The sequence below is a fragment of the Pseudomonas sp. BN415 genome (assembly GCF_029871195.1).
Taxonomy (GTDB): Bacteria; Pseudomonadota; Gammaproteobacteria; order Pseudomonadales; family Pseudomonadaceae; genus Metapseudomonas; species Metapseudomonas resinovorans.
Genome location: NZ_SSOK01000016.1, coordinates 29,829 through 56,574, shown reverse-complemented (window position 1 = coordinate 56,574; position 26,746 = coordinate 29,829). Strand labels below are relative to the sequence as shown.

Annotated in this window: 26 protein-coding genes; 17 read left to right on the top strand and 9 right to left on the bottom strand. The window is 64.8% G+C overall.

Features of this window, described 5'->3' with window-relative positions; translation table 11 throughout:
* Positions 1-511: 511 nt before the first annotated feature.
* From maiA to E8F20_RS04905, 3 genes are all read left to right on the top strand, one after another.
* Positions 512-1,144, top strand: coding sequence for a maleylacetoacetate isomerase (maiA, locus tag E8F20_RS04915; protein WP_280282706.1), 633 nt, complete (start codon positions 512-514; stop codon positions 1,142-1,144).
* 143 nt (positions 1,145-1,287) lie between these two features.
* A complete protein-coding gene (gene hppD / locus E8F20_RS04910; RefSeq protein ID WP_280282705.1) occupies positions 1,288-2,364 on the top strand; it encodes a 4-hydroxyphenylpyruvate dioxygenase in 1,077 nt (358 codons plus the stop codon).
* A gap of 143 nt (positions 2,365-2,507) precedes the next feature.
* Entirely contained in the window at positions 2,508-2,993 is a 486-nt protein-coding gene (locus tag E8F20_RS04905; protein WP_280282704.1) for an adenosine-specific kinase, read from the top strand.
* A 205-nt stretch (positions 2,994-3,198) separates the two neighbouring features.
* Here the strand turns inward: E8F20_RS04905 and E8F20_RS04900 are convergent, their stop codons facing one another.
* Entirely contained in the window at positions 3,199-4,584 is a 1,386-nt protein-coding gene (locus E8F20_RS04900; protein ID WP_280282703.1) for an MBL fold metallo-hydrolase, read from the bottom strand.
* Positions 4,585-4,776: 192 nt separating this feature from the next.
* Here E8F20_RS04900 and E8F20_RS04895 point away from each other — a divergent pair, with 192 nt between their 5' ends.
* From E8F20_RS04895 to E8F20_RS04860, 8 genes are all read left to right on the top strand, one after another.
* The gene (locus tag E8F20_RS04895; protein WP_280282702.1) at positions 4,777-5,676 is read left to right on the top strand and encodes a diguanylate cyclase; all 900 of its coding nucleotides are present in this window, start codon (positions 4,777-4,779) and stop codon (positions 5,674-5,676) included.
* A gap of 137 nt (positions 5,677-5,813) precedes the next feature.
* Positions 5,814-6,491: a thermostable hemolysin gene (locus E8F20_RS04890; RefSeq protein WP_280282701.1), complete on the top strand. Its 678-nt coding sequence runs from the start codon at positions 5,814-5,816 to the stop codon at positions 6,489-6,491.
* Positions 6,481-7,950: an AMP-binding protein gene (locus tag E8F20_RS04885; RefSeq protein ID WP_280282700.1), complete on the top strand. Its 1,470-nt coding sequence runs from the start codon at positions 6,481-6,483 to the stop codon at positions 7,948-7,950. The genes E8F20_RS04890 and E8F20_RS04885 overlap by 11 nt, the downstream gene beginning before the upstream one ends.
* Positions 7,947-8,621, top strand: a complete 675-nt coding sequence (locus tag E8F20_RS04880; protein WP_280282699.1) for an iron-containing redox enzyme family protein — start codon at positions 7,947-7,949, stop codon at positions 8,619-8,621. The genes E8F20_RS04885 and E8F20_RS04880 overlap by 4 nt, the downstream gene beginning before the upstream one ends.
* The gene (locus E8F20_RS04875) at positions 8,608-9,414 is read left to right on the top strand and encodes an SDR family oxidoreductase (RefSeq protein ID WP_280282698.1); all 807 of its coding nucleotides are present in this window, start codon (positions 8,608-8,610) and stop codon (positions 9,412-9,414) included. Before E8F20_RS04880 ends, E8F20_RS04875 begins: the two co-directional genes overlap by 14 nt.
* Positions 9,414-10,055, top strand: a complete 642-nt coding sequence (locus E8F20_RS04870) for a hypothetical protein (protein ID WP_280282709.1) — start codon at positions 9,414-9,416, stop codon at positions 10,053-10,055. Before E8F20_RS04875 ends, E8F20_RS04870 begins: the two co-directional genes overlap by 1 nt.
* A gap of 8 nt (positions 10,056-10,063) precedes the next feature.
* Entirely contained in the window at positions 10,064-10,726 is a 663-nt protein-coding gene (locus E8F20_RS04865) for a response regulator transcription factor (protein ID WP_280282697.1), read from the top strand.
* On the top strand, positions 10,723-12,120 hold the full coding sequence (locus E8F20_RS04860; RefSeq protein WP_280282696.1) for an ATP-binding protein: 1,398 nt from the start codon (positions 10,723-10,725) through the stop codon (positions 12,118-12,120). The genes E8F20_RS04865 and E8F20_RS04860 overlap by 4 nt, the downstream gene beginning before the upstream one ends.
* 82 nt (positions 12,121-12,202) lie before the next feature.
* Here the strand turns inward: E8F20_RS04860 and E8F20_RS04855 are convergent, their stop codons facing one another.
* Entirely contained in the window at positions 12,203-13,117 is a 915-nt protein-coding gene (locus E8F20_RS04855) for a response regulator (RefSeq protein ID WP_280282695.1), read from the bottom strand.
* A 4-nt stretch (positions 13,118-13,121) separates the two neighbouring features.
* Positions 13,122-14,426 (bottom strand): ATP-binding protein, encoded by a 1,305-nt coding sequence (locus tag E8F20_RS04850; protein ID WP_280282694.1) that lies wholly within the window; start codon positions 14,424-14,426, stop codon positions 13,122-13,124.
* Positions 14,427-14,575: 149 nt separating this feature from the next.
* Between E8F20_RS04850 and E8F20_RS04845 the strand changes: the two genes are divergently transcribed.
* Positions 14,576-15,460 (top strand): neutral zinc metallopeptidase, encoded by an 885-nt coding sequence (locus E8F20_RS04845; RefSeq protein WP_280282693.1) that lies wholly within the window; start codon positions 14,576-14,578, stop codon positions 15,458-15,460.
* Positions 15,461-15,563: 103 nt separating this feature from the next.
* Here the strand turns inward: E8F20_RS04845 and E8F20_RS04840 are convergent, their stop codons facing one another.
* The gene (locus tag E8F20_RS04840; protein ID WP_280282692.1) at positions 15,564-16,352 is read right to left on the bottom strand and encodes an IclR family transcriptional regulator; all 789 of its coding nucleotides are present in this window, start codon (positions 16,350-16,352) and stop codon (positions 15,564-15,566) included.
* A gap of 102 nt (positions 16,353-16,454) precedes the next feature.
* Here E8F20_RS04840 and hmgA point away from each other — a divergent pair, with 102 nt between their 5' ends.
* Both hmgA and fahA read left to right on the top strand, forming a co-directional pair.
* Complete coding sequence (gene hmgA, locus E8F20_RS04835) at positions 16,455-17,750, top strand: homogentisate 1,2-dioxygenase (RefSeq protein ID WP_280282691.1); 1,296 nt, start codon at positions 16,455-16,457, stop codon at positions 17,748-17,750.
* A gap of 1 nt (position 17,751) precedes the next feature.
* A complete protein-coding gene (fahA, locus tag E8F20_RS04830; protein ID WP_280282690.1) occupies positions 17,752-19,056 on the top strand; it encodes a fumarylacetoacetase in 1,305 nt (434 codons plus the stop codon).
* 41 nt (positions 19,057-19,097) lie between these two features.
* On the opposite strand, the gene E8F20_RS04825 is transcribed toward fahA, so the two are convergent.
* Entirely contained in the window at positions 19,098-19,547 is a 450-nt protein-coding gene (locus E8F20_RS04825; protein ID WP_280282708.1) for a hypothetical protein, read from the bottom strand.
* A 275-nt stretch (positions 19,548-19,822) separates the two neighbouring features.
* Here E8F20_RS04825 and E8F20_RS04820 point away from each other — a divergent pair, with 275 nt between their 5' ends.
* Together E8F20_RS04820 and E8F20_RS04815 are read left to right on the top strand one after the other, a co-directional pair.
* On the top strand, positions 19,823-20,236 hold the full coding sequence (locus tag E8F20_RS04820) for an anti-virulence regulator CigR family protein (protein WP_280282689.1): 414 nt from the start codon (positions 19,823-19,825) through the stop codon (positions 20,234-20,236).
* A gap of 589 nt (positions 20,237-20,825) precedes the next feature.
* Positions 20,826-21,992 (top strand): HPP family protein, encoded by a 1,167-nt coding sequence (locus E8F20_RS04815; protein WP_280282688.1) that lies wholly within the window; start codon positions 20,826-20,828, stop codon positions 21,990-21,992.
* Between the two features lie 112 nt (positions 21,993-22,104).
* On the opposite strand, the gene E8F20_RS04810 is transcribed toward E8F20_RS04815, so the two are convergent.
* On the bottom strand, positions 22,105-22,965 hold the full coding sequence (locus E8F20_RS04810; RefSeq protein WP_028626430.1) for a LysR family transcriptional regulator: 861 nt from the start codon (positions 22,963-22,965) through the stop codon (positions 22,105-22,107).
* Between the two features lie 142 nt (positions 22,966-23,107).
* Complete coding sequence (locus E8F20_RS04805; RefSeq protein WP_280282687.1) at positions 23,108-24,058, bottom strand: YafY family protein; 951 nt, start codon at positions 24,056-24,058, stop codon at positions 23,108-23,110.
* Positions 24,059-24,189: 131 nt separating this feature from the next.
* Between E8F20_RS04805 and E8F20_RS04800 the strand changes: the two genes are divergently transcribed.
* Positions 24,190-24,897, top strand: a complete 708-nt coding sequence (locus E8F20_RS04800) for a glutathione S-transferase family protein (RefSeq protein ID WP_280282686.1) — start codon at positions 24,190-24,192, stop codon at positions 24,895-24,897.
* A gap of 45 nt (positions 24,898-24,942) precedes the next feature.
* Here the strand turns inward: E8F20_RS04800 and E8F20_RS04795 are convergent, their stop codons facing one another.
* Both E8F20_RS04795 and E8F20_RS04790 read right to left on the bottom strand, forming a co-directional pair.
* Entirely contained in the window at positions 24,943-25,386 is a 444-nt protein-coding gene (locus tag E8F20_RS04795) for a nuclear transport factor 2 family protein (protein WP_280282685.1), read from the bottom strand.
* Positions 25,387-25,508: 122 nt separating this feature from the next.
* Positions 25,509-26,732 (bottom strand): RNA polymerase sigma factor, encoded by a 1,224-nt coding sequence (locus tag E8F20_RS04790; protein ID WP_280282707.1) that lies wholly within the window; start codon positions 26,730-26,732, stop codon positions 25,509-25,511.
* Positions 26,733-26,746: the final 14 nt, after the last annotated feature.

Here is a 26,746-nt window from a genome sequence, read left to right as displayed (position 1 = left end):
ACGCCCCTTCAGGAGGCCGAGCGGAATCGTTGCGCAGGGGGACGAGCGGCATGGATGCCGCGATAGGCGTGTGGGGCCATGGATGGCCCCTCGCGCCGTGCCCGCGGAGCAACGATGGAGGGAGGGTACCCCGGCGAAGCCGGGGCCGGATGCAGGGGCAAGCCCTTTGGTTCCTTTCTGGCGTTTGAGAAAGGGACTCGTCCGGGGGGACGAAACCAGAAGTATCCGCAGAACTCGGCAATCAACTCGGCTCAGGACGGGCTAGCAACACTTAACGCAGACATAGCCAATTCATTCGCCAAGCAGACCGCAGGTCTGTCCTGCGGAACTCATGTGGGGCTGCGTTGCAGCCCTTAGCGAATAAATTCGCCCCACAGCCTTTCCTGGCGCCGCTCGCTGCTTGACAGCCTCACCCCAAGCCCGCAAATTACGCAAAGTGTAAATTGATTACGAAAATAACAATGCTGGCTTCCGGACCTCGCACCGGAGCGCCTGCCGCCGAGCGATTGCCATGGACCTCTACACCTACTACCGCTCCACCTCCTCCTACCGGGTGCGCATTGCCCTGGCGCTGAAGGGGCTGGACGCCCGGAACATTCCGGTGAACCTGATCCAGGACGGCGGCCAGCACCTCACCCCCGAGTACAAGTCGATCAATCCCCAGGGCCGCGTGCCCAGCCTGCGCACCGACAACGGCCAGGTACTGATCCAGTCCCCTGCGATCATCGAATACCTCGAAGAGCGCTTTCCCCAACCGGCACTGCTGCCCCAGGACCTGGAAGCACGTGCGCACCAGCGCGCGGTAGCGGCCATCATCGGCTGCGATATCCACCCGCTGCACAACGTCGCCGTGCTCAATCGCCTGCGTGGCCTGACGGTGGCGGAAGTGGAGGTGATGAACTGGATTCGTCACTGGATCGCAGAGGGCTTCAACGCGGTCGAAGCGCTGATTGGCGAGCAAGGTTTCTGCTTCGGCGAACCAGGCCTGGCCGACGTCTACCTGCTACCGCAGGTCTACGCCGCCCGCCGCTTCGAGCTGGACCTGTCACACTATCCGAAGATCGTCCGGGTCGAATGCCTCGCCCTCGAGCATCCGGCGTTCATCCAGGCGCACCCCGACCAACAAGCCGACAAACCGGCCTGAGGCCCCCTCTATGAAAAGCCTCGGATTCAAAGTCACCATCGGCGACTACCTCGCTCGCAGCGTACGCGGCATTTCTTGCGCGCCACCAGCTGCCACCTCGCATTGACCTATAACTTTCAATCAAATGCTTGAGGTGCCAAAAAATGGCTGACATCTTCGAAAACCCCATGGGCCTGATGGGCTTTGAATTCATCGAGTTCGCCTCGCCCACCCCGAACACCCTGGAACCCATCTTCGCCATGATGGGCTTCACCAAGGTCGCCACCCACCGCTCCAAGGACGTGCACCTGTATCGCCAGGGCGAGATCAACCTGATCTTGAACAACGAGCCCAGGAGCCTGGCCGCCTTTTTCGCTGCCGAGCACGGCCCGTCCGTCTGCGGCATGGCGTTCCGCGTGAAGAACGCCCACCAGGCCTACGCCCGCGCCCTGGAACTGGGCGCCCAGCCCATCGAGATCCCCACCGGACCGATGGAACTGCGCCTGCCGGCGATCAAGGGCATTGGCGGCGCGCCGCTGTACCTGATCGACCGTTTCGGCGAAGGCTCCTCGATCTACGACATCGACTTCGAATTCATCGAAGGCGTCGACCGCCACCCGAAGGGTGCCGGCCTGAAGATCATCGACCACCTGACCCACAACGTGTACCGCGGCCGCATGGCCTACTGGGCGGACTTCTACGAGAAGCTGTTCAACTTCCGCGAGATCCGCTACTTCGACATCAAGGGCGAGTACACCGGCCTGACCTCCAAGGCCATGACGGCACCGGATGGCATGATCCGCATCCCACTGAACGAGGAATCCTCCAAGGGCGCCGGGCAGATCGAAGAGTTCCTGATGCAGTTCAACGGTGAAGGCATCCAGCACGTCGCCTTTTTCACCGACGACCTGGTCAAGACCTGGGACGAACTCAAATCCCTGGGCATGCGCTTCATGACCGCGCCACCGGCCACCTACTACGAAATGCTCCAGGGTCGCCTGCCGAACCACGGCGAGCCGGAAGGCGAGTTGCAGTCGCGCGGCATCCTGCTGGACGGCACCACCGAAGACGGCAGCAAACGCCTGTTGCTGCAGATTTTCTCGGAAACCCTGATGGGCCCGGTGTTCTTCGAATTCATCCAGCGCAAGGGTGACGACGGCTTCGGCGAGGGCAACTTCAAGGCCCTGTTCGAATCCATCGAGCGCGACCAGATCCGCCGTGGCGTGCTGAGCACCGAATAAGCGGCTATTTCCAGCAAGAAACCCGGCATCCGCCGGGTTTTTTTATGCTGAATTGGCACCTGCCGCCTTGGCTGACTGCAAGCCGGCGGCGCCGCTTCCAGCCCCCTGACTATGCTTGTTCCATGGGGGTTGGAGGCGCACACATGCAACTCATCAGTGTCAGCATCGACAAGCCGGAGTCGATCAATTTCATCTTCGGCCAGACCCACTTCATCAAGTCCGTCGAAGACATCCACGAAACCCTGGTGGGCGCCGTGCCCGGAATCCGCTTCGGGCTGGCCTTCTGCGAAGCCTCGGGAAAATGCCTGGTGCGCTGCTCCGGCACCGACGAGGCCATGCTCGAACTGGCCCGTACGAATGCCCTCGCCATCGGCGCCGGGCACAGCTTCATCGTCTTCCTCGGCGACGGCTTTTATCCGGTCAATGTGCTCAACAGCCTGAAGCTGGTACCGGAGGTCTGCCGGATCTACTGCGCCACCGCCAACCCGACCCAGGTCATCGTCGCCGAGACCGAGCAGGGCCGCGGCGTGCTCGGCGTGGTAGACGGCTTCTCGCCGAGCGGCGTCGAAGGTGCCGACGACATCGCCTGGCGCAAGGGACTGCTGAGGCAGATCGGCTACAAGCTCTAAGCCCGGATACGATCTCCGGCAGGTCGCGGTTGCGCACGTCGAACCCGGCCCCGGTCATCAGCCTGGGCAAATCGCGCGCAAAAAAAAGCTGCCATCGCCGGCAGCTTGAGTTTGCACCCTGGCACGTCCTGTGCCCTTTCTGTTCCTGCATGCAGGATGCCCGTCGAAGATGACCGGCCAGTGACCGAATCACTGCGGGTCGATGTCAGTCGCCCTCTTCTGCCAGTGCATCCAGGGACACGCGCTGGCGATACTCGGCGACGGATACCGACCAGCCCAGCTCATGGCCGATGCGCCGGCGCAGGCAATCGGCGGCATCGGGTTCACCGTGGACCACGAAGGTGTGTTTCGGAATCCGGGAAAATGGCCGCAGCCAGTCGAGGATCTCGCCGGCATCGGCATGGGCAGAGAGGTTTTCCAGCATCACCACTTCCGCCCGGATGGGAATATCTTCGCCATGGATACGCACCTCGCGAGCGCCGGAAGCGATCATTGCGCCACGGGTACCGCCCGCCTGGAAGCCGGACAGCAGGATGGTGTTGCGCGCGTTAGGTGCCAGCGCCTTGAGGTGATGCAGCACCCGCCCGCCGGTCGCCATCCCGCTGCCGGCGATGATCACCGCCGGCGTACGCAATTGCTCCAGGCGTTTGGCTTCATCTACCGTCCGCACGAAGCGCGCCACCCGGCACATGCCCTCGCACTCTGCACGACTCAGGCGGTGCTCGGTCCGAAAGCGCTGGTAGAGCGTGGTCACGTCGGTGGCCATGGGGCTGTTGAGGTAGATGGGCAGGTCCGGAATCATCCCGTCCTGTTTCAGGCGATACAGCAAGAACATCAGCAATTGCGCCCGCCCCACCGCGAAGGACGGCACGACCACTATTCCCTTGCGCAGCGCCGTTCGGTTGATGACATCGGCGAGCACCCGCAGAGTGTCCTCCGAAGGGTGCTGGCGATTGCCGTAGGTGGACTCCACCACCAGGAAATCAGTGCCCTCTACGACTTCCGGCGCCACGATCAGCGGATCGTCCGGACGCCCGAGGTCGCCGGAAAAAAGGACGCGACGACCACCCGCCTCCAGTTCCACCATCGCCGCCCCCAGGATGTGCCCGGCCGGCCGCAACTGCAGGCGGACCCCCGAAGCGATTTCGTAGGAACGGTGCCAGGCGAAGGGGCGCAACTGCTTCAGGGCTTGCTCCGCATCGGCTTCGGTATAGAGCGGCTTGGCCGGATGGTGGCGGGAGTAGCCTCGGCGATTGGCGTACTCGGCCTCCTCCTCCTGCAAGCGCGCGCTATCGCGCAGGAGGATTTCCACGAGTTCGCACGTGGCCTCGGTGGCATAGATGGGGCCTGCGTAACCGTCCCGCACCAACGCAGGCAGGTAGCCGCTGTGGTCCAGGTGGGCGTGGGTCAGCACCACGGCATCCAGGCGGTGCGGGCGGATCGGAAATCGCTCCCAGTTGCGCAGCCGTAGCGTCTTGTAGCCCTGGAACAGGCCGCAATCCACCAGCACCCGCTGCCCTTCGTGCTCCAGCAGGTACTTGCTGCCGGTCACCGTGCCGGCACCGCCAAGAAAGCTGATATGGGTACCCATCTCTATCACCGTCTCTTGCGTCGATTCATACGAATCTCTGGATGGAAACTCTAGCGGCCAGCGAACAACGCGACTTGGATCAAGGTAGAGGATGGCGCTGTGCCACAGGCGTGATGCCGATCAAGAAAACCCGTAAATCCATCACATAGAGTCTTGGCTGTGTGCGACCTCTTGCCGCGCTGGAGTACCCAATTGAACGAGTGCGACCGGCAGCTACTGGCGAGGGCTATGGAAGGCGCCGCCAATGCCATCCTGATTACCGACTGCAATGGACACATCAAATGGGCCAACCCGGCCTTCTGCATGCTCAGCGGCTACTCGCTTGCAGAGTTGCTGGGCAAGACTCCCGCGCTGCTCAAATCCGGAGGGCAGGACCAGGATTTCTATGCCCGGCTCTGGAGCACCGTGCTGAGCGGCACGCCTTGGCAGGGCGAATTGCTGGAACGTGCCAGGGACGGCAGCCTCTACCGGGTCAACCAGGTCATCACACCGCTGCTTGACGCCCAGGGCCGGGTCAGCCAGTTGCTGGCCATTCAGCACAGTTTCACTCAAACCGACCAGGAACGATCGCGCGTACGCTTCGAAGCCGAACACGATCCCCTGACCCGACTTCCCAACCGGCGCCTGCTCTTCGAGCGCCTGCAGCAAGCGACGCAGGCGTCTGATCAGAATGGCGTCCCGCTTGCCCTGATGTTCATCGACCTGGACAAGTTCAAGCCGGTCAACGATGCCTTCGGGCACGCCTATGGCGACAAACTGCTGGTCGCCGTCGCCGGTCGTCTGCTTGGCGGCGTCCGCAGGAGCGACCTGGTTGCCCGCCTGAGTGGCGATGAGTTCGTAGTGGTGCTGACGACGCCCCACCAGTCTTCGGACCTGGATGCCATGGCAAAGAGCCTGGTGCGACGCATTGCCCGTCCTTATCGAATCGACGGGCGGACCTGCACCATCAGCGCCAGCATCGGCCTGGCGCGTTACCCCGATCACGGCCGCAGCCCGGATGAGCTCCTGGCTGCAGCGGACACGGCCATGTACCAAGTGAAGGAGCGCGGCGGGAACGGCCAGAAAATGGCAGCGTGTGGCTCATCCGGCTAGCTCGGTACTGCGAGAGCGGTGGCCTCACTGAACTTTCCAGCAACCCGCGCCGTGTGAATTCATGGCCGCGCCTTCAGGGTCCCTTAAGACTTCCCTCAGATACTGCCCTCCATACGCCAAACGCCTGGAGGGCAACGATGAACAGCGCCGAGTGGAACTCCCTGTTCCCATTCCGTTTCGGTCACAAGTCGCAGCAACAGTCCCTGTCCCTGCTGTTGGCCGGTGATCCCGGACGCAACCAAGTGGAGGACTTCGTGCATCGCCGATTCCTCAGCGCCCATGGTGCGGACATCCGCCAATTCATGCCGGAGCTGCTGAGCATGCGCAACTACCACGGAGCGCTCAGCGCCGTAGCTGGTATTCGCCTCGCCGAGCAGGGATCACTGTTCCTCGAGCAGTACCTCGAAGGACCGGCGGAATCGCTCATCTCCCGCCTGGCGCCCCACCCGGTGACACGCGAGCAGGTGGTGGAAGTGGGCAACCTGGCCTCGATCAATGCCGGCAATGCGCGGCTGATCATCGTCGCCGTGACCTGGCTGCTGAACCTGCGCGGCCTGGAATGGGTGGTGTTCACCGGTGCGCCGAGCCTGATCAACAGCTTCCGCCGCCTCGGCCTGGAGCCCCTGCGCCTGGGCGAGGCCGACCCCAGCCGCCTCAACGGGCAAGAGCAGGAACAATGGGGCACCTACTACGAGCAGAAGCCACAAGTGTTCACCGGCAACATCCGCCACGGCTTCGAACAGTTGCAGCGCAGCGGGATCATCACGCGCCTGGGTTTTCCTGAGGCAGAGGGAGCGGCCCACCATGCAGCCTGAGGACTTGCGGGCGATCCTGCACGGCTACGCCAACCACCTGCCGCAGCCCCTGGCCCTGCGCGGCGACACCCGGCGCTACACCTATGCTCAATTGCTGGCCGAAGTGGAACAGCGCGAAGCCCTGCTGCGCGCCGAACCCGAAGGCGTGCTCGCCCTCGGCCTGGACAACGGCCCCGAGGCATTGCTTTGGGACCTGGCCGCCCTGCTCAGCGGACGCCCCTGCCTGATCCTGCCGCCCTTCTTCAGCCCCGCCCAGCGCGCCCACTGCCTGGAGCAATGCCAGGTCGGCCTGGCGGTGGTCGACGCTAATTTCACCAACGCGCTGGAAGGAGCAGTATTTCAGGCCGACGGTACCTTCTGGCGCAGGTCCGGCAGCGGCCACGCCGCCCTGCCCGCCGGCACCGCCAAAGTCACCTACACCTCAGGTACCACCGGCCAGCCCAAGGGCGTGTGCCTGGGAGCGGACGCCCTGTTGCGGGTCGCCCATGAACTGGAGGCGGCCAGCCGTCCCACGGCACCGGCCCATTACCTGGCGGTACTGCCGATGGCCGTGCTGCTGGAGAACCTCGGCATCTACGCCGCGCTGCTGGCTGGCGCCTGCGTGACCCTGCTGCCGCAGCGGCAGATAGGCATCCAGGGAGCCAGCGGCGTGGACTGGCAAAAGCTGCTGGCCAGCGTCGTCCTCAGCGGCGCACAGAGCCTGATCCTGGTTCCGCAGTTGCTGCTGGGCCTGGTCACCGCCCTTGAACGTGGACTCCTCAGCGCGGTGCAGTTCCGCTTCGTAGCGGTCGGAGGCGCGCGGGTATCGCAGGACCTGCTGACCCGTGCGGCCAAGGTCGGCCTACCGGTATTCGAAGGCTATGGCCTGTCCGAATGCGCGTCAGTGGTCTGCCTGAACCGTCCCGGCGCCAACCGGCCTGGCAGCGTCGGTCGGCCCCTTCCCCATGTACGGGTGCGCCTGGCGGACGACGGTGAAGTGGAAGTCAGCGGCTCCGCCCTGCTCGGCTACCTGGGAGAGCCGCCGTTCACCGGCGACTGGTGGCCCACCGGCGACCTGGGCGAGTTGGATGTCGACGGCTATATGCACCTCAAGGGCCGCAAGAAACATCAGTTCATCACCAGCTTCGGTCGCAACGTGAACCCGGAGTGGGTGGAAGCCGAGCTCACCCAGCGCGGTGTGATCGCCCAGGCGTTCGTTCATGGCGAAGGGTTGCCCCGCAACCTCGCCCTGCTCTGGCCTCTGGACCCGCAATGCGATGCGCAAACCCTCGCCGATGCCGTGGCCGGTGCCAACGCCGAATTGCCCGACTACGCACGGATCAGGACCTGGCATCGCCTGGAAACCCCCTTCAGCGCCGCCGACGGGCTGCTCACCACCAATGGCCGACTGCGCCGCGAGGCCATACTCGCGCGCTATCGCGGCACCCTGCTTGAACTCGAGAATGAGGTTAAACCATGAGTTTCTTCGACCAACTGCAAGCCGCCACCGCCCGTGAACGCGAGGCGCTGTTCAGTGTCCCGGTGATACGCGAGGCCCTGGCCGGCCAGGTCAGCCTGGAAGGCTACCGCGCCTTTCTCGGCCAGGCTTACCACCATGTGCGCCATACCGTGCCGCTGATGATGGCCTGTGGCGCCCGCCTGCCCTCGCGCCTGGAATGGCTCCGTGGCGCCGTCTGCGAGTACATCGAAGAGGAGTACGGCCACGAGCGCTGGATTCTCAATGACATCGCGGCCTGCGGCGGTGATGCCGAAGCCGTCAGCCGCAGCCGCCCCTCGCTTGCCATCGAGCTGATGGTGGCCTTCCTCTACGACCAGATCGCCCGCGGCAATCCGGTGGGACTCTTCGGCATGGTCAACGTACTGGAAGGCACCAGCATCGCGCTGGCCACCCAGGCAGCCGATACCATCCGCGAGAGCCTCGACCTACCGTCGGACGCCTTCAGCTACCTGTCGTCCCACGGCGTCCTCGACCAGGACCACATGGCGACCTACCGCCGCCTGATGGACCGCCTGGAAGACGAAGAAGACAAACAGGCCGTGATCCATGCCGCCAAGGTGGTCTACCTGCTCTACGCCGAGATGTTCCGCGGCCTGCCCCGTGCCAATGAGGTGCGTCATGCGCCTCACTGACTGCCGCGTGCTCCTCACCGGCGCCAGCGGCGGCATCGGCCTGGCCCTGGCCGAACAACTCTGCGCACGAGGCGCCCAGGTACTGGCGGTGAGCCGCCACCAGGAGTCCCTGGCGGCACTGCGCAAGCGCTTTGCGCAGCAGCTCACCTGGACCGGCGCCGACCTGCGCGAGCCCCAGGGCCGCCAACGAGTCCTCGACGAGGCACGCAGCATGGGCGGCATCAATGTCCTGGTGAACGCCGCCGGGGTGAACAGCTTCGCCATGCTGGAACAGGTGGACGACAGCCAGATCGAGGGCATGCTTGCCCTCAATGTCACCGCAACCCTGCAGTTGACCCGTGCCCTGCTACCGCTGTTGCGCCAGCAGAGCCATGCCCTGGTGGTCAACGTCGGGTCTATCTACGGCTCCATCGGCTACCCCGGCTACGCCGTGTACTGCGCCAGCAAGTTCGCCCTGCGTGGGTTCTCCGAGGCCCTGCGCCGGGAGCTGGCGGATACCCCGGTGAATGTCCTGTACGTCGCACCGCGCGCCACCCGTACCCGCATGAACAGCCAGGCCGCCATGGCCCTCAACGCCGAACTCAAAGTGGGGGTGGACGAGCCCGAACAGGTAGCCGGGGCGGTGATCGCCGCCATCGAAAAGGACCTCAGCGAGGTCTACCTGGGCTGGCCGGAGAAGTTCTTCGTTCGACTCAACGGCATGCTTCCGGGTGTAGTGGACCGCGCCCTGCACAAACAACTGCCGATCATCCGCCGCTTCAGCACCGCCCACCACAGTAAGGACCACCCATGATGAACAAGCTCTTCTGCGCCTTCGGCCTGTTCCTGACCCTCAGCATCCCGGCCTGGGCCCTGGACGCCAGCGGCAGCCAGCGCCTGGCCGACATCCAGCAGCGCTGGGCACAGATCCAGTACCAGGTGCCGGAAAAGCAGCGTGCCGCCGAATTCGAGAAGCTCGCAGCCCAGAGCAGTGCCTTTACCCACAGCACCCCGCAGGCCGCCGAAGCCTGGATCTGGCACGGCATCGTCACCAGCAGTTGGGCCGGCGCCGAAGGCGGCTTGGGCGCGCTGGGCAAGGTCAAGGATGCCCGCGCGGCGCTTGAGCGTGCCATCCAGCTCGACCCGCAGGCGCTGCAGGGCTCGGCCTACACCAGCCTTGGCGCACTCTACGACCGGGTACCCGGCTGGCCCGTCAGCTTCGGTGACGAAGACAAGGCCGACCAATTACTGCGCAAGGCCCTGGAGATCAATCCGACGGGCATCGACAGCCTGTATTTCTGGGGCGACCACCTGTACCGCCAGGGCCACCCGGAACAGGCCCGCGAGGTTCTGCTCAAGGCCAAGGCCGCCGCCCCGCGTCCCGGGCGCGAGCTCGCCGACCAGGGTCGACGCCAGGAAATCGATGCTTTACTGCAGGCAATCGCCAAACACTAAGGACGTCCATGCGACTGCTACTCGTCGAAGACGACAATGCCCTGGGGGCCGGCGTGCGCGCCGGCCTACGCCAGGAGGGCTACACCATCGACTGGCTGACTGACGGCGTCAGCGCGCTGCATGCGCTGCAGACCGAAGAGTTCGACCTGGCGATCCTCGACCTCGGGTTACCAAGGCTGGACGGCGTACAGGTGCTGCAACAGTTGCGAGCCAGCGGCTCCACCCTGCCGGTGCTGGTGCTCACTGCCCGCGACGCCACCGACGACCGCATCATCGGCCTGGACGCCGGAGCCGACGACTACCTCGTCAAACCCTTCGACCTCAATGAACTCAAGGCCCGCCTGCGCGCCCTGCTGCGCCGCAGCGCCGGGCGGCCGCAGGTGCTGATCGAACACGCTGGCGTGGTGCTTGATCCGGCCAGCCAGCAGGTCAGCTACCTGGGCAGCCCAGTTCCGCTGACCCCCAAGGAATACCAGTTGCTCCACGAACTGCTCTCACAGCCGGGCAAGGTGCTCACCCGTGAACGCCTGGTGCAGGCCCTCTACGGCTGGGACGAAGAAGCCGAAAGCAACACGCTGGAAGTGCATATCCACCACCTGCGCAAAAAGCTCTGCAGCGACCTCATTCGCACCGTGCGGGGAATCGGCTACCTGGTGGATGCGCGCCCATGACCTCGTTGCGTCGACGCACCCTCTGGCTGGTGATGGTGCTCCTGCTGCCCGGCACCTTGCTCATCGTCTACCTCAACTACCGCGACAGCAGCCACGAAGTGGAAGAAATCTACGACGCCCACCTGGCGCAGAACGCGCGTCTGCTGCTGGGCGTGATGCGCATGCCGCTGGCCAACACTGGGCGGGACGAGCTGTACCGCGCCTTCAATGACGCCCTTAGCAGTGCCGGCCCGCACAAGGTTGGCCACCCCTACGAAAGCAAACTGGCCTTCCAGGTGTGGGGCAAGGACGGCCGCAGCCTGGTGCGATCGCCCAGTGCCCCCCCCTTCGACCACGCACCGCAACGGACCGGTTTCCACGACATCAAGCTGGACAGCTATCAGTGGCGCGGCTTCGTGTTGCCGGACGACGAACAGGGCCTGCTGATCTGGGTAGGCGAGCGCGACGATGTACGCAAGGACCTGGTACAGCGCATCGTCCGCCATACGCTCTGGCCAAACCTGATCGGCATCCTGATCCTCGCGACCCTGGTCTGGCTCGCCATCGGCTGGGGCCTGCAGCCATTGCAGAACATGGCGCGGGTGATCCGCAGTCGCCACGCCGAGTCCCTGGCGCCACTGCAGATCGTGCCCCTGCCCAAAGAGCTGGAGCCCATGCAGGCCGCGATCAACCGCCTGCTGGCACAGATCGAACAGATGCTCCAACGCGAGCGGCGCTTCATCGGCGATGCCGCCCACGAGATGCGCACCCCGCTGGCGGTGCTGCGCCTGCATGCGCAGAACGCGCTGGAAGCCAGCAGCGACGAGCAACGCGCCGAAGCCTTGCGCTTTCTCACCGTGGGCGTCGACCGCCTGACCCGGGTGGTGCACCAGTTGCTCACCATGGCCCGGGTGGAGCCGGAACTGGCGCGACAGAATTGGCAGCCCCTGGACCTCGGGCACCTGGTCCGCGAACACCTGGCCGAACTGACGCCCCTCTTGCTGGACAAGGGCCTCGAGCTGGCCCTGGAGGTGGCCGCGGGCAACTTCAAAATCACCAGCGACGCCGCCGCCATCGGCATCGCCCTGCAGAACCTGGTGACCAATGCCGCTAATTTCTCCCCGGACGGCGGCGAAGTGAAAGTCAGCCTGCTACCGGAGGGTCGCGACTACCTCCTGCTGCGTGTGGAGGACCAGGGGCCGGGCATCGACGAGGCCAAGCTGGAGCGCCTGTTCGAACGCTTCTACAGCCAGGACAATCCCCAGGGTGCCGGCCTCGGCCTGGCCATCGTGCAGATGATCGCCCAGCGCCTGGGCGGCAGCATCGTCCTGTACAACCGTGAAGGCGGCGGCCTTTGTGCCGACCTGAGATTGCCGCGTGAGGCTCGCGGCAAAGTGCAGGGAGAAGAGGTGTAACCCAGATGAAATCCGGGCTGCAACTTGCCCCGCCAAACCTGCGTCGCGTGACGATAAGGGCCGCAACGCGGCCCCTTTCATCTCAGGCGATCACCCGCTCGCGCAATCGCGCCAGCATTCCGAGGAGGCTTCCAACCCGCTGGCTCTCGCCGGCTTCCTTGGGCACGTCAGCCACACGCGGCACCAGTTTCAGAGGCTGTGCGCGCCAGAGGAAAGCCTGCTCGGCGGCGGCCTTCAGCCCCTTCTCGAACAGGCCACGGCGGATCGGCTTGGGCAGGTAGCGGAAGATCTGCGCTTCGTTGATCAGCTTCAGCAACGCCTGGGTGTCACGGAAGGGCGTCACCACCAGGCTGAGCAGGCGCGGGTGAGCCTGGGCCAAGGATTTCAGTAGCGGCGCCATGTCCTCGCTACCCAGCTTGAGATCGCTGACGAGCAGGTCCACCGGCTCCAGATTCAGGATGACCAACGCTTCGCTCAGGCTATGGGCACGCAGCAGGCGGTGGCCGCCGGCCTCGCAGAAAGCCTCGATGCAGTGCAGGGTTTCCGGGTCGTCATCCAGCAGCAGCAGGTTCAGCGGCGCCGTCAGGTCACTGGTGGCGGAAGTGACCGGCGCGGCGGCCTGGCGTTCGGCGATTTCCGCCGCCTGGCGCAGGGTGAAGGCCATTTCCTGCGGGTCCCAGGGCTTGGTCAGGTAGCGGAAGATGCCGCCGCTGTTCAACGCCTCCACCGCAGCATCCAGATCGGAATAGCCGGTGAGCAGGATGCGCAGGCACTCCGGGGCGATCTCCCGCGAGCGGGCCAGCAGCTCGGCGCCGTTCATACGCGGCATGCGCTGATCACTGACGATGATCTGTACCGACTCTTCCTTCAGTCGTTCCAGCGCCCGCAGCGGGTCGCTTTCGGTGATCACCTCGTACTGGCGACGAAACTGCAGCGCCAGGCTGCGCAGGATGCGCTCCTCGTCATCGACAAAGAGGATGCGGACGGGTGAAGTCATGGGCTCAGGCACTCCGTTTCAGTTCGACCGCCTGACTGCGCGGCAGGCTGATGAGAAAGCGCGTTCCGCGCCCCGGTTCCGAGGCCACGCGGATGCTGCCGCCATGGTCACGAATGATTTTGTAGCTGATGGACAGTCCCAGCCCCGTGCCCTCGCCCACCGGCTTGGTGGTGAAGAAGGGGTCGAAGATGCGCTGCCTGACTTCGGGCGGCATGCCGCGACCGCTGTCCTGCACCGAGATGCAGACGTTGTCGTCGTCAGCCCAGCTCTTCACCTGGATACGCCCGGCTCCGTCCATCGCCTGGGCGGCGTTGGTGAATAGGTTCAACAGCACCTGGTTGATCTGCGATGGCGCGCAAGTGATGCGCGGCAGCTCACCGAGGAGCTGGTACACCTCGGCCTTGTCCTTGATGTGGTTGCGGGCAATCAGCAAGGCGCTGCGAATGCAGTCGTTGAGGTCCACTTCCTCGCTCATGGCGCGGTCCAGGCGGGCGAAGTCCTTGAGCCCGGCAACCAGCTCGGCAATCTGGCCAAGGCCGTAGAGCGTGTCACCGAACAGTTGGCGCAGGTCTCCGGCCAGCAGATCGGGAGCTGCCGCTTCGCGACTAGCGGCCGCGCACTCCAACGCATCGGCCAGACGCTGTTCGTCACAGGACGGATCATCCAGGCAGGCCGCCAGCGCAGCCTGGCTCTCGGCGAGGGCGAAGAGCGGCGTGGTCAGCTCTTCCATCAGCTGCACGTTGTTCTTCACATAGCCCAGTGGCGTGTTCAGTTCGTGGGCGACCCCCGCGACCATCTGGCCGAGGGACGCCATCTTTTCCGATTGCACCAGCTGCGCCTGGGATTCCTTGAGGTCCACCAGTGCCTGGCGCAACACCCGGTTGCGCTGGGCGATGCGCAATTCCATGGCTTTCAGCAGGTCCAGCACCGTGCCGAGTCCCACGTAGCGTCCTTGCTCGTCCACCAGGATGAAATCTTCGGTAATCGGGTACTGCAATTGTGCGGTGACCTGCTTGGCCGCCAGCTCCAGGCCGGAGGCCAGGGCGACGGTCAGCGGTGCCGGATTCATCACATCGACCACCGGGCGGCGCCCCCAGAGATCGCGGCCGAAACGCTGCATGAAGATGTCCTGCAGCGTGTAGCGGCTGACCAGACCCAGCGGCTGTCCCTGCCCGTCCACCACCGGCAGCGAGAGGAAAGCCTTGTGCTCATGGGTCAACAGGCGATCGGCCACATCACTGATGCTCATGTCCGGGGCCAGCGGCTCCACGGTCTTGAGCAGGCGAGCCAGACTGCTTTCGGCTGCCATGATCGATACTCCGGGCTACTGTTGGGTGCCGCGCATTCAAACAGCACCAGATTGCCATCATGTGACAGGTGTCTCAGGCGAGAAACAAATGGCGAGGTCGCCTGGAAGCGACAACACTGAGTTTCGACACCCTTATGGAGCCAATTGCCATGCCCGAAAAAACCGCCGCCCCGATGCCCCGCAAAGGACTGCTGCTTCGCCTGCTGCGCATCCTGGCCTGGCTGTTGATTGTCGTGGCACTGCTGTGCGTGTCGCTCTATCTCGCCTTCGGCCCGGCGCGCCTGATCGACCGGCTGGCGCCGCCTCCACCGACCTTCCCGGAAACCACCATCGAGGCGCCGACGGCCCCGGTCGCCGCAGCGCCGGTGCCGGCTCCAGTGCAGGCCCCTGCTGACTCGCGCGAGTTGGTGACACTGATGTTGGACAGCATCGAAGATATCTGGGGCGAATTCCTCGCCCGTGGCGACTACGCCTACAAGAAACCCAAGGTGGCGCTTTTCGAAGACAGGATCGAAGCACCCTGCGAGCTGACTGGTTCCTTCAGTGGGTCGTTCTACTGCCCGAAAGGCATGCGCCTGTACATCGACCTGGCTTACCTGGACGAACTGCAGAAACGCGCCCCCCAGGTGGGCGACCTCGCCCGCAGCTATGCCGTGGCCCATGCAGCCGCCCACCACGTCCTCAACCTCGTGGGCGCAGTTGGCTGGTTCAAGGAGTACCACCTCGACATCAACCAGGCGAAACGCAGCGAGCGCCTGCAAGAATCCCAGGAACTGGTGGCTGATTGCCTGGTCGGTAGCTGGATCAAGTATGCCCAGCACAAGTACGCCTGGATGAAACCCCAGGACCTGCCAGAGGCCGTGAAGGCCGTGACCGACCTGAGCAAGGAGCGCACGGCCATGCCGGGCAAGCCGAGCATGCTCGACCCTCTGGCGCTGGTCGACGCCGAGACGCGCATGCGTTGGCTGCAAGTGGGCATGGAAACCGGCGACCCCAGGGAGTGCAGCCAGATGCTCACGGAATCGGCAGAGTGACCGGCTGCCGCGTGATCAATGCTCCCTGTGAGGGCGAACCTGAGCTTCGCTTGGCGATTGAAGGCCCCCACAACGCTTCGCCCTCCCAGGTGTGAAGATCAGCCTATGCCGGCTGCTGCCCTCCCATCCGCCGGCTGATGGCCTCGGCCGCCTGGTGCAGACGCTCGGCGGCCGAACCCTGGGTGTCGGCGCGAAATACGCTGGCGGCGCCAACGACGGTGATGACCCCGGCCAGCTTGTTGCCGGTGGCGAACAGTGGCGCCGACAAGGCATTCACGCCCGGCATTAACAGACCATGAACGGGGTGAAGGCCGGTAGCGCGGATCTGCGCCATTTGCTCCTGCAGTTCTGCAACAGCCGGCGCCCCTGGCAACGCCAGCTCCTCGTCGCGCAGGAAGGCGGTTTCGGCTTCAGGCAGGTAGGTGTTGAACACCAGGCCGGTGGACGATCCCAGCAACGGCAGCACTGATCCCACCTGGGTCACCAGGGTCACTGCACGCAAGGCCTGCTCCACATGGACCACGGTCGGTCCCTTGTTACCCCACACGGCGAGGAAGCAGGTTTCGTTCAGCGTGTCGCGCAAGTCCACCAGGTGCGGCATGGAGACCTTCACCACGTCCAGTCGTCCAATGGCGGCCAGGCCTACCAGCAGCGCCTCGCGGCCGAGGCCATAGTGGTTGGTGGTGGCGTCCTGCTCGGCGAAGCCGCTGGCGATCAGCGCCTGCAGGTAGCGGTGCACCTTGCTCGCAGGCATGCCGACGTGCTCGGCCAACTTGGACAACGAGGTGGCCGGCGCCAGTTCGGCGAGCCCCTTGAGGATGTCGGTGCCCACTTCCGCGGCCTGCACCTTCTGTCGCCGCGGTGCGCCCGCGCTGTCGTTCTCGCTCGTCATGTCCTGGCCCTGGTCGGTGTGGAGGGCGCTGTTATAGCTTGACCCCTTTTGGCTTTCAAATTACGTTATGCGTAATCACATTACAAAAACAGAGAGGTCGCCATGGTCTCCCCTACGCAGCTCACTTACCAATCCGGTTTCGATAACGAGTTCAGCAGCGAAGCGCTGCCCGGCGCCCTGCCCGTCGGCCAGAACTCCCCGCAGAAAACGCCCTACGGTCTCTATGCCGAACTGCTCTCCGGCACCGCCTTCACTGTCCCGCGCAGCGAGGCCCGGCGGACCTGGATGTACCGCATCAAGCCGTCGGCCAACCATCCTCGATACCAACGCCTGGAGCGCCAGATCGCCGGCAACCGCCTGGGGCCGGTAACGCCCAACCGCCTGCGCTGGAACCCGCAGGACATCCCCGTCGAGCGCACTGACTTCATCGACGGCCTGCTGACCATCGCCGCGACCAGCGATGCCGAGCAGGCCTCGGGGGTGAGCGTGCACCTGTACCGCGCCAACGCCTCGATGCAACGCGTGTTCTTCAATGCCGATGGCGAGCTGCTGATCGTTCCCGAGCAAGGCCGCTTGCGTATCGCCACCGAGCTGGGGCTGCTGGACGTGGAGCCCCTGGAGATCGCGGTTATCCCGCGCGGTATGAAGTTCCGCGTCGAGCTGCTGGACCCCAGCGCCCGTGGCTATATCTGCGAAAACCACGGAGCCGCGCTGCGCCTGCCGGACCTCGGTCCTATTGGCAGCAACGGCCTGGCCAACCCGCGCGACTTCCTCGCCCCGGTGGCCCATTACGAAGACATCGACGCGCCGGTCACCCTGGTGCAGAAATTCCTCGGCGAACTCTGGGCCACCGAGCTGGACCACTCGCCCCTGGACGTGGTCGCCTGGCACGGCAATAACGTGCCCTACAAGTACGACCTGCGCCGCTTCAACACCATCGGTACCGTGAGCTACGACCACCCGGACCCGTCCATCTTCACCGTGCTCACTTCGCCCAGCGACACCTTCGGTCAGGCCAACGTCGACTTTGTGATCTTCCCGCCGCGCTGGATGGTGGCCGAAAAGACCTTCCGTCCGCCGTGGTTCCACCGCAACCTGATGAACGAATTCATGGGCCTGATCCAGGGCGCCTACGACGCCAAGGCAGAAGGCTTCGCCCCGGGCGGCGCTTCGCTGCACAACTGCATGAGCGCCCACGGACCGGACAACGCCACCACCACCACCGCCATCGCCGCCGATCTGAAACCGCACAAGATCGACAACACCATGGCCTTCATGTTCGAGACCAGCCGTGTGCTGCGCCCCAGCCAGTACGCGCTGGAATGCCCGCAACTGCAGAGCGACTACGATGCATGCTGGGCCGGCATGGCCAAGACCTTCGACAAGGGCAGGATCTGACATGACCCAGACAGACAACCGCCGTAGCTGGATCGCCTCCGCCAACGGCCACCCGGACTTCCCTCTGCAGAACCTGCCGCTGGGTATCTTCAGCCCGTCCAACGCCTCGCCGCGCGGCGGCATAGCCATCGGCGACGCCATCTTCGACCTCAAGGTGGCGAGCGATGCCGGCCTGTTCAGCGGTGAAGCCGCCGAGGCCGCCCGCTCCGCCTGCAGCGACAGCCTGAACGCCTTCTTCGCCCTCGGCGCCTCTGCCCGCCGTGCCCTGCGCGCACAACTGCAGGCGTTGCTGGCCGAAGGCAGCAGCGCCCAGGCGCGCCTGGAAGCCATGGGCCAGGCCCTGCTGCCGAGCGCTTCCACCTGCCGGCTGCACCTGCCGGCCAAAGTGGGCGACTACACCGACTTTTACGTGGGCATCCACCACGCCAACAACGTGGGCCGCCTGTTCCGCCCGGACAACCCGCTGCTGCCCAACTACAAATACGTCCCGATCGGCTACCACGGCCGCGCGTCCACCGTCTGCGTCTCGGGCACTCCGGTGCGCCGCCCCATCGGCCAGACCATGCCGCCTGGCAACGAAGTCCCGAACTTCGGCCCCAGCAAGCGCCTGGACTACGAACTGGAACTGGGCATCTGGATCGGCCAGGGCAACGAGATGGGCGAATCCATCGCCATCGCCGATGCCCAGCAGCACATCGCCGGCTACTGCCTGCTCAACGACTGGTCCGCGCGCGACGTGCAGGCTTGGGAGTACCAGCCGCTGGGCCCGTTCCTGGCGAAGAACTTCGGCACCACGGTATCGCCCTGGGTGGTCACCGCCGAAGCCCTGGAACCCTTCCGTGCCGCGCAGCCGGCCCGCACGGAAGGCGACCCGCAGCCCCTGCCCTACTTGCTGGACGAAGCGGACCAGGCCAAGGGCGCCTTTGATATCGAACTGGAAGTACTGATCCTCACCAAGGCCATGCGCGAGCAGGGCCTGGCGCCACACCGCCTGGCGCTGAGCAACACCCTGAACATGTACTGGACCGTAGCGCAGATGGTTGCCCACCACAGCGTTGGCGGCTGCAAGCTGCAACCGGGCGACCTGTTCGGTTCGGGCACCCTGTCCGGCCCGCAGCCGGAAGCGTTCGGCAGCCTGCTGGAGAGCACCGTCGGCGGCAAACAGGCGATCAGCCTGCCGAGCGGCGAGCAGCGCACCTTCCTGGAAGACGGGGATGAAGTGATCCTGCGTGCCCGCTGCCAGCGCGAGGGTTACCCCAGCATCGGCTTCGGCGAATGCCGCGGGATATTGCTGGCGGCGAAATGAGGTGAGAGTGGGGGCAACCGAATGGTTGCCCCCAGTCTTTTCTAGCGGTGGCTCTTGCCGTCGTTCTTGCTCGACGAAACGCCAGCCTTGCCCAGGCCATCGGAGTTGTGGTCGCCGGGAGTGGTATCGGCAACTGCGCGGGCGTTTGCCAGGCCTCGACTGTCCTTGTCGCGGGCAACGGCAGATGTCGAGTAACCATGGCCATTGTCATCGTTACGCACGCTGCCATAGCGGTTGCCCTTGTCTTCGCCGTTACGGGTCGCCTTACCCGCGTGATCGGCGCTCTTGCCGTAGCCGTGGCCCTTGCCGTCGTGGCTGCCGGCATGACCGCCGCCAACGCCACCACCGAATCCGCCGCCATGGCCACCACCATGCCCGCCACCATTGCCACCGCCGTTCCCACCACCGTTGCCGCCGCCATTGCCTCGGGCATAGGCGGAGTCGACCAGGGATGCACCGCCTGGCAGGACGGTACCCGCCGCAAGGACCATCACACAGGTGGCCGCGGCCAACAGGGTTTTCTTATTGATCAATTTGGAACCTCCACAGGCGCTTTTTCACGATACACGGTGAGACTCCGGGACCTTGCGTCGGTTCAACGCCGAACGACGAGTGGAAGCGCGCATCGGAGCCGGGTTTCCGGGCTTTGAACCGGTTCATGTTTCGGCCAACTCGCAGCAGCAGAATTTCTGCAATAGTTGCGGCACTTGCCCCTGCTTTCGCAGTCCATCAGCAAAGGGAACAGTCCCTCATGGAGACCACGGACATGACCAGAACCCGGACGCTCATCGCAGCACTCACCAGCCTTTCCCTCATCGCCGGATCGCCCGCCCTGCTGGCCGACCCCGGCAAAGGCAAGGGACATGACAAGGGCCACTCCAGTTCTCAAGGCAGCAACTGGTCCGGCGGCCCGCAGGTGGATATCGGCAGTATCCGCATCATCCTCGACGATAACCGCGACTACTGGGGTCCGGCCCAGTCTCTTCCGCCAGGCATCCAGAAAAACCTGGCACGCGGCAAACCGCTGCCGCCAGGGATCGCGAAGAAGCTCGACGGCCGCCTGGTCAGCCGCCTGCCCCACTACGAAGGTTATGACTGGGTCCGCGCGGGCACCGACCTGATCCTGGTGGCCGTAGCCACCGGGATCATCTACGAAGTGCTCCAGGATGTGATGGACTAACGTCCTGCCCCCTATCGGCTATTGCGAAGCCTGCCTGGGTCGATATCGGACTTGCCTGCCAGCAATCGCCCCCGCCCGGATACGCAGGATGGCTATCCCCCATCCTGCAGCACCAGCCATTGCTTCAGGTCGCTTGTTCAACAAGCCACGCCAACCTGTCCCCGCCGCGTATCAGCACCAGCAGATTACTCAGGCCAGGCCTCAGCCAGGTCTTCTGTCACGAGCAGATAACGTCAGTGCCTTGGGGCCGTTGTTGCAGCGGCGACGGGCAGGCCAGCGTCATTTGATGCAATTTTTCTGAATTTAAACCCCAATAACATTCATTAGCCTGCCATCCAGCCAATGCTTAGGATTCCCACCATCCCCGACGCCCGGCCCGGAGTGGTCTGCACACGCAGACCTCCCGAGGAACCGTGCGCGAGAAGAAAACATTTCCATATCCAGGGATGGAACCCCACCCCAGTGGGATTGAGGGGCCCAGGGCCCGTACGAAAGGTCACCGAGCGACGCCTCAGGCGCGAAACCCGTTGGCAGTTTTCGTACAGAGCCTTGCGGTCTCTCCTTTTATCAACTGCCAAGTGTCGTACCCATGCCCCAGAACCCCCTGCGTCTCTGGCTGCAACGCCTGCTGCCGGACGCCAGCACCGCCCCGCCGCGGGAATGGCTGCGTGCCGCCGTTGGCGGCTGCATCGCCGTGGCCCTGGCCACCCTGGCTTGCGTCCATTTTTTCGACATTGACCTGGGACTGCGCCTTGCTGCGCCGTTCGCCGCCTCTTCCGTGCTGCTCTTCGCTGTGACCTCCAGCCCCGTGGCCCAGCCCTGGCCGGTAGTGGCCGGCAATGTGCTAGCGGCTGCCATCGGCCTTCTGGTCGCCCACTGGGGCCTGCCGCTGATGACAAGCGCTGCGCTGGCCTTCGGCATGACCCTGGTGACCATGCAAGCCTTGCGCTGCCTGCATCCACCGAGCTGCGCAATCGCTGTTGGTGCTGCGCTTGGCGGACCTGCCCTCGCAGCCCAAGGTTGGCACCTGTTGCTGCCGGTTCTGGTTGGGTCCCTGCTGCTGGTGGGTACAGCGTTGCTGTTCAACAACCTCTGCGGCTCCACCTATCCGCGCAAAGTCGCTCATCCAGCGATTGGCCCGCACCTGACCGCTGACCCGCGACCAGGCGAGCGTAACGGCATAGCCGACAAAGACCTGGACCGCGCACTGGCCGAGTTCGGAAGCTTTGTCGACGTGACCCGCGACGATCTCCAGCGCCTGCTGCAACTTGCAGAGAAACACGCGCTGCGGCGCAGCATGGGCGACCTGCGGGCGGCGAGTATCATGTCCCGCGATCTGCGTTGCATCAGCCCTCATGCACCGGTCAGCGAGGCGTGGCGGCTGCTCGACCAGCATCACCTGAAAGCCCTACCGGTAGTGGATGACAAGCAGCATCTGGTGGGCATCCTGACCCTCTCCGACCTGCTTGGTCATGCCGCCAGCGCAGCCCCCCGCAACCTCGCCGAACGTTTCCGCGCCCGCCGCGAAGCGCCGGTATCACGCCTGATGAGCCGCCCGGTGCGCTGCGTGGCCGTGGATACACCGGTGGTGGAGTTGGTGTCGCTGCTGTCGGACCAGGGTCTGCATTGCTTGCCGGTGCTGGATGACAGCGGTCGTGTGGCAGGGATCGTCAGCCAGAGCGACCTGATCGCCGCGCTGTACCGTAATTGGTTGCAGGACCTGCATCAGCCGCCGGCATTGCAATTGGCGAGCTGAGTCGAGTAGCCCGGCTGCAATCCGGTAAGCGCGGCGCGAAGCATTCCCGGCTTTCATCCGGGCCATGGTTTGCCTTGGGCGGTGGCTGAGCCTGGCAAAGCCCAACCGGAGTTCAGATCGGGTCCCAGCGCCGGGACCAGTCGATATCTTCGGCCACCACCTCGCGCAATATGTCGATAGCCTGGCGCAACGCCGGAGAATCCTTCTCGCGGGAATAGACCAGGTAAGTGGGATTGGTGAACTCCGGCGCCCTTTCCACACGCTCCAGTTCGCCGCTTTCCAGATGCCCCTGCACCACGCGAGCCCGAAAATAGCCGGAGCCGCCGCACTGCAGGATGTAGTGCAGGGCCAACGGGCCGAGGTTAGTGGCCAGGACGGCGCTGGCCTTCTCCGGCAGCGCGGCATCATGGCGCTGGCGGAATTCCGGCCCCCAATCGTTGTAGATGTACGGCTCAGGGTTACTCGCCGAACGCACCTGGATCAGCTTTTCCTCAAGCAGCAACTCAACCTGCAAGCCCGGCCAGTAATCAGGGCGATAGACCAGGGCGGCATCGAGCAGGCCGCTCTGCAACTGCTGCTGCAGGTGGCCAGCCTCACCCACTTCCGCACGGACTGCATGGGACGGCATGCGCTGGCGCAGACGGATCACCCAGTTGAGCACCAGCGGGCTGCACAGGCTCGTTTCGCCCCCCAGGTTGAGCACGTCGCGATAGCCCTCAGGCAGGGGCAGGTCACGCCGAGCCGCCTCCCAGGTCTGCACCAGTTGATTGGCATAGGCGACGAACACCTCGCCATCGGCGGTCAACCTCGCGCCGGCACGATTGCGCACGAAAAGCCGGCAATCCAGTTGCTGCTCCAGGTTCTGCACCCGCGCCGTGATGGTGGTCTGGGTGACGTGCAGGCGCTCGGCGGCGGCGACGAAGCTGCCGCTGCGGACGATCTCCAGGAAGGTACGCGCCAGGTCGATATCCATGGGCTTGCTCGGGTACTGAAAGGACGGCCGAGTTTAACGGCTGAAAAGCCGAGGTGGATTGCCTGCGGAGGATTTCATTAGCGAAATCGAGCCGGACTTGCGCTTCTCTCAGCCCCGTTCCCAAAGGGAAAGGGGAAACCGGCTACGGACCCACCCATTTCAACAACCGCTCCGCGCAGGTGCGGATTTCCTCGCGCAGCGCTTCCGGCTCGCGCACCTCGAATTCGAAGGACAGCTTCACCAGTTGGCGGGCGAACCAGCTCATGCTGTCGGTTCGGGTGCGCAGCAAAACGCCTTCCTCGACCGGCTCCAGCAGGCCGATGCCGCTGTCCAGTTCTTCGGCGGCCCGGGCGAGACCGCACTTGAGCAGCACTTCCACCGCCGTCGAGCGTGGCAGCTGGGCGATGCTGCCGGTAAGGAAGGCAGCGGCGTCGAAGTCCACTGGGCGTTCGAAGCGGGCGTCCAGCAGTTGCAGCGCCTGCATGCGATCCAGGCGGAAGCTGCGCAAGTCCCGGCGCAGGTGGCAGTAGCCGCTCATGTACCAGCGCCCGGCACGGTAAACCAGGCCGTACGGGTCGGCTTCGCGTTGGCTGTCACTGCCATCGCCGGAGCTGTAGGTGAAGCACACGCGTTGGCGCGCTTGCACGGCGGCGGCCAGGTCCAGCAGCCAGCGCTCGCGGGTGGTCGCCCGTGGCCCTGGCAGGTCGAGGGTGGCCGCTTCGCCGAGGGCACGCAGTCGGGGCTTGAGGTTGGCCGGCATCACCCGCTCGAGTTTTGCACTGGCGCTGGCCACGGCCGGGGCGGCCTGCTCCAACCCGAGGTTCTGCACGGCCAACAGCCCGAGAGACAGGGCCAGGGTTTCCTCGTTGGTGAACATCATCGGCGGCAACTTGAAGCCCGCAACCAGCCGGTAGCCGCCATGGCGGCCGCGCTCGGCGGTCAGGGGAATACCCATCTCCTCCAGGGTGGCGATGTAGCGCCGCAGGGTGCGGCCCTCCACTCCCAGGCGCTGCGCGAGTTCGCTGCCGCTCAGTTGGCCATGGGTCTGCAGCAGCTCCAGTACGGCGAGCACTCGAGTGGTGGGATTGGGCATGGCCAGGACTCCGCACGATCTTTTTTTTCAGGCGAGAATTTAATTAGGACCGAATATAGCCTGATTGAACCTTAAGGTGCTCCCAGAGCCGGCCACTACGGCCTCTCACCACCCCTTCAGGGAGCAAGACTATGGAACCCGTCCTTTTTTATGGCGTGCCGCAAGGCTGTTCGTTCGGCTCGATCGTGGCCCTCGAATGGCTCGGCCTGCCCTACCGCCTGTGCCGCGTGGAAATGCTCGAACAACCCTGGGACCCGCTGTTCGCCCACATCAATCCGTTGAACAAGACGCCCGCCCTGCTGCCGGAAAATGGCCAGGGATTCGGCGAGAGCCTGGCCATACTCCTGCACCTTGCCGGACGCGCACCGGGCAGCGAGTTGTGCCCACCCCAGGGCAGCCCGGAATACGACCGACTGAACCAAATGCTGGCGTATCTGGTAACCGACTTCTTTGGCTCGTTCGCGCCGCTCTGGGCGGCTTACGAGATGGCCGACGGCTCTGACTCCACCAAGGCCGTGTTGCGCAAGAAAGGGACTGAGGATGTCCGGGTGCAATGCGCCTACCTGGACCGCCTGTTGCAAGGGCAAGACTGGCTGCTGGGCGAGCATCGCAGCCTGGCGGACGCCTACTTCGCCGGGGTCAGCCGTTGGGTGGAGTACATGAAGCTGTTCGACCTGGGGCAGGCGTTCCCGCATCTGCAGCGCTACTTGCTGAAGCTGAAGGCTGACCCTGCCATTACCTTCGCCCGCGCCATCGAGGACGGCGAGCCGGCGATCAGCTGTGGCGGCTTCAAGGGGCATGTGACGTTGGCAGAGCTGGCTGCGCGCCTCGCGGCGTAAGCCCATCCCCCCTGCGACGGGGCGTGATGCCCCGTCGCGCCACGGTCAGGGTTGGAGGTCGAACAGGGCGTTGCCGCTTTCCATGTCGAAGGGCGCGGAGAAATGCTCGTGGACGATTTTCCACTGCCCGCCACGTTTGACGTAGCACTGGGTACCGCGCATCCAGCTGGTCTTCACCTCGCCGTCCTGCTCGCCGCCGCAGCGGACCAGGCAATGCAGGAAGGCGACGCTGGTGTCGGCATGGATGGTCGGATCGGCCGGTTCGAAGATTCCGTCGCCACCACACATCTCGGTGCAAAAACGCCAATGCTGCCCATAGGCTTGGAGGCCCTTGAACTGCAGTTTGAGGATGGCATCGAAGGCGATCACGTCATCGGCATAGCAGGCCAGGATGGCATCCACATCCTTTGCGCGGGCCGCCTTCAGCCACTGGTTGAAGACTTCGTGCACTTCCAGTTCGGCAGTAGCCTTGAGGGTTTCGCTGCTCATGATGCATCTCCTCGGGTTCCGGTAAAGGGTTCCGCCGAGCGCGCTGCCGGCGGATTCACGCTTAGTCGTGGGTCGCTGTCCTGCTTCGACACCGCTCCGGTCCAGGCCGACGAGCGGTGCCCTCAACTCTCGAGCTCACGCAGGCGCTTCTCGATGAAGCGTCGCTCGGGTTCCTGGCGTGCCAGCGCCAGGGCACTGCGATAGGCCGCCTGCGCGTCGGCCTTGCGCCCGAGGCGGCGACAGAAGTCAGCACGGGCGGCATGGGCCAGGTGGTAGTCATTCAGCTCACCAGCCTCAAGCAGCGCATCCACCTCAACCAATCCAGCCTCGGGGCCATCACGCATGGCGATGGCCACGGCTCGGTTGAGGGCCACCACGGGCGAGTGCACCAGGCGCTGCAGCACGTCGTAGAGGCCAACGATCCGCCCCCAGTCGGTGCGCGCGGCATCCGCGGCCTGGGCATGTACGGCGGCGATGGCAGCCTGAAGGGCATAGACACCGACGCGCCGGCTGGCCAGAGCCTGGGTCACCAGGGAGAGCCCCTCGGCGATCTGCACCCGATCCCACAGGCTGCGGTCCTGGTCGTCCAGCAGTATCAGCTCGCCATCCTCGGTCACGCGGGCGGCGCGGCGCGAGTCGTGCAACAGCATGAGCGCGAGCAGGCCCATAACCTCCGGGTCCGGCAGCAGTTCGAGAAGCAGACGCGCCAGGCGAATGGCTTCGGCGGACAGATCGGTACGGATCAGCGAATCGCCGGAGGACGCGGAATAGCCCTCGTTGAAGACCAGGTAGATGACCCGCAGGACGTTATCCAGCCGCTCCGGCAACTCGGCGAGGGCCGGCACCTGATAGGGAATGCGCGCGTCGCGGATCTTCGCCTTGGCGCGGACAATGCGCTGGGCAATGGTGGACGGGCTGCTGAGGAAGGCTCGGGCGATTTCCTCGGTCTTCAGGTCGCAGACCTCGCGTAGGGTCAGCGGCACCTGGGCGTCCGCCGGCAGTGCCGGGTGACAGCAGGTGAAGATCAGCCGCAGGCGGTCGTCTTCCACATCCTCACCCCCTTCGGAGGCGCTGGCGGCCTCCTCCAGCTCATCCACCAGGTGGCGCTTGGAGGCATCGAAGCGGGCGCGTCGGCGCAGGCTGTCGATGGCCTTGAAGCGCCCCGCCGATACCAGCCAGGCGCGCGGGTTGGCCGGCATGCCATCCCGTGGCCACTGCTGCACGGCAGCGATGAAGGCGTCGTGCAGGGCTTCCTCGGCCAGGTCGAAATCCCCCAACAGGCGAATCAGGGTAGCCAGCACGCGACGCGAGTCGCTGCGGTAGATCGCCTCGACCCGCTGGCGCAGTTCAGCCTCGTCCA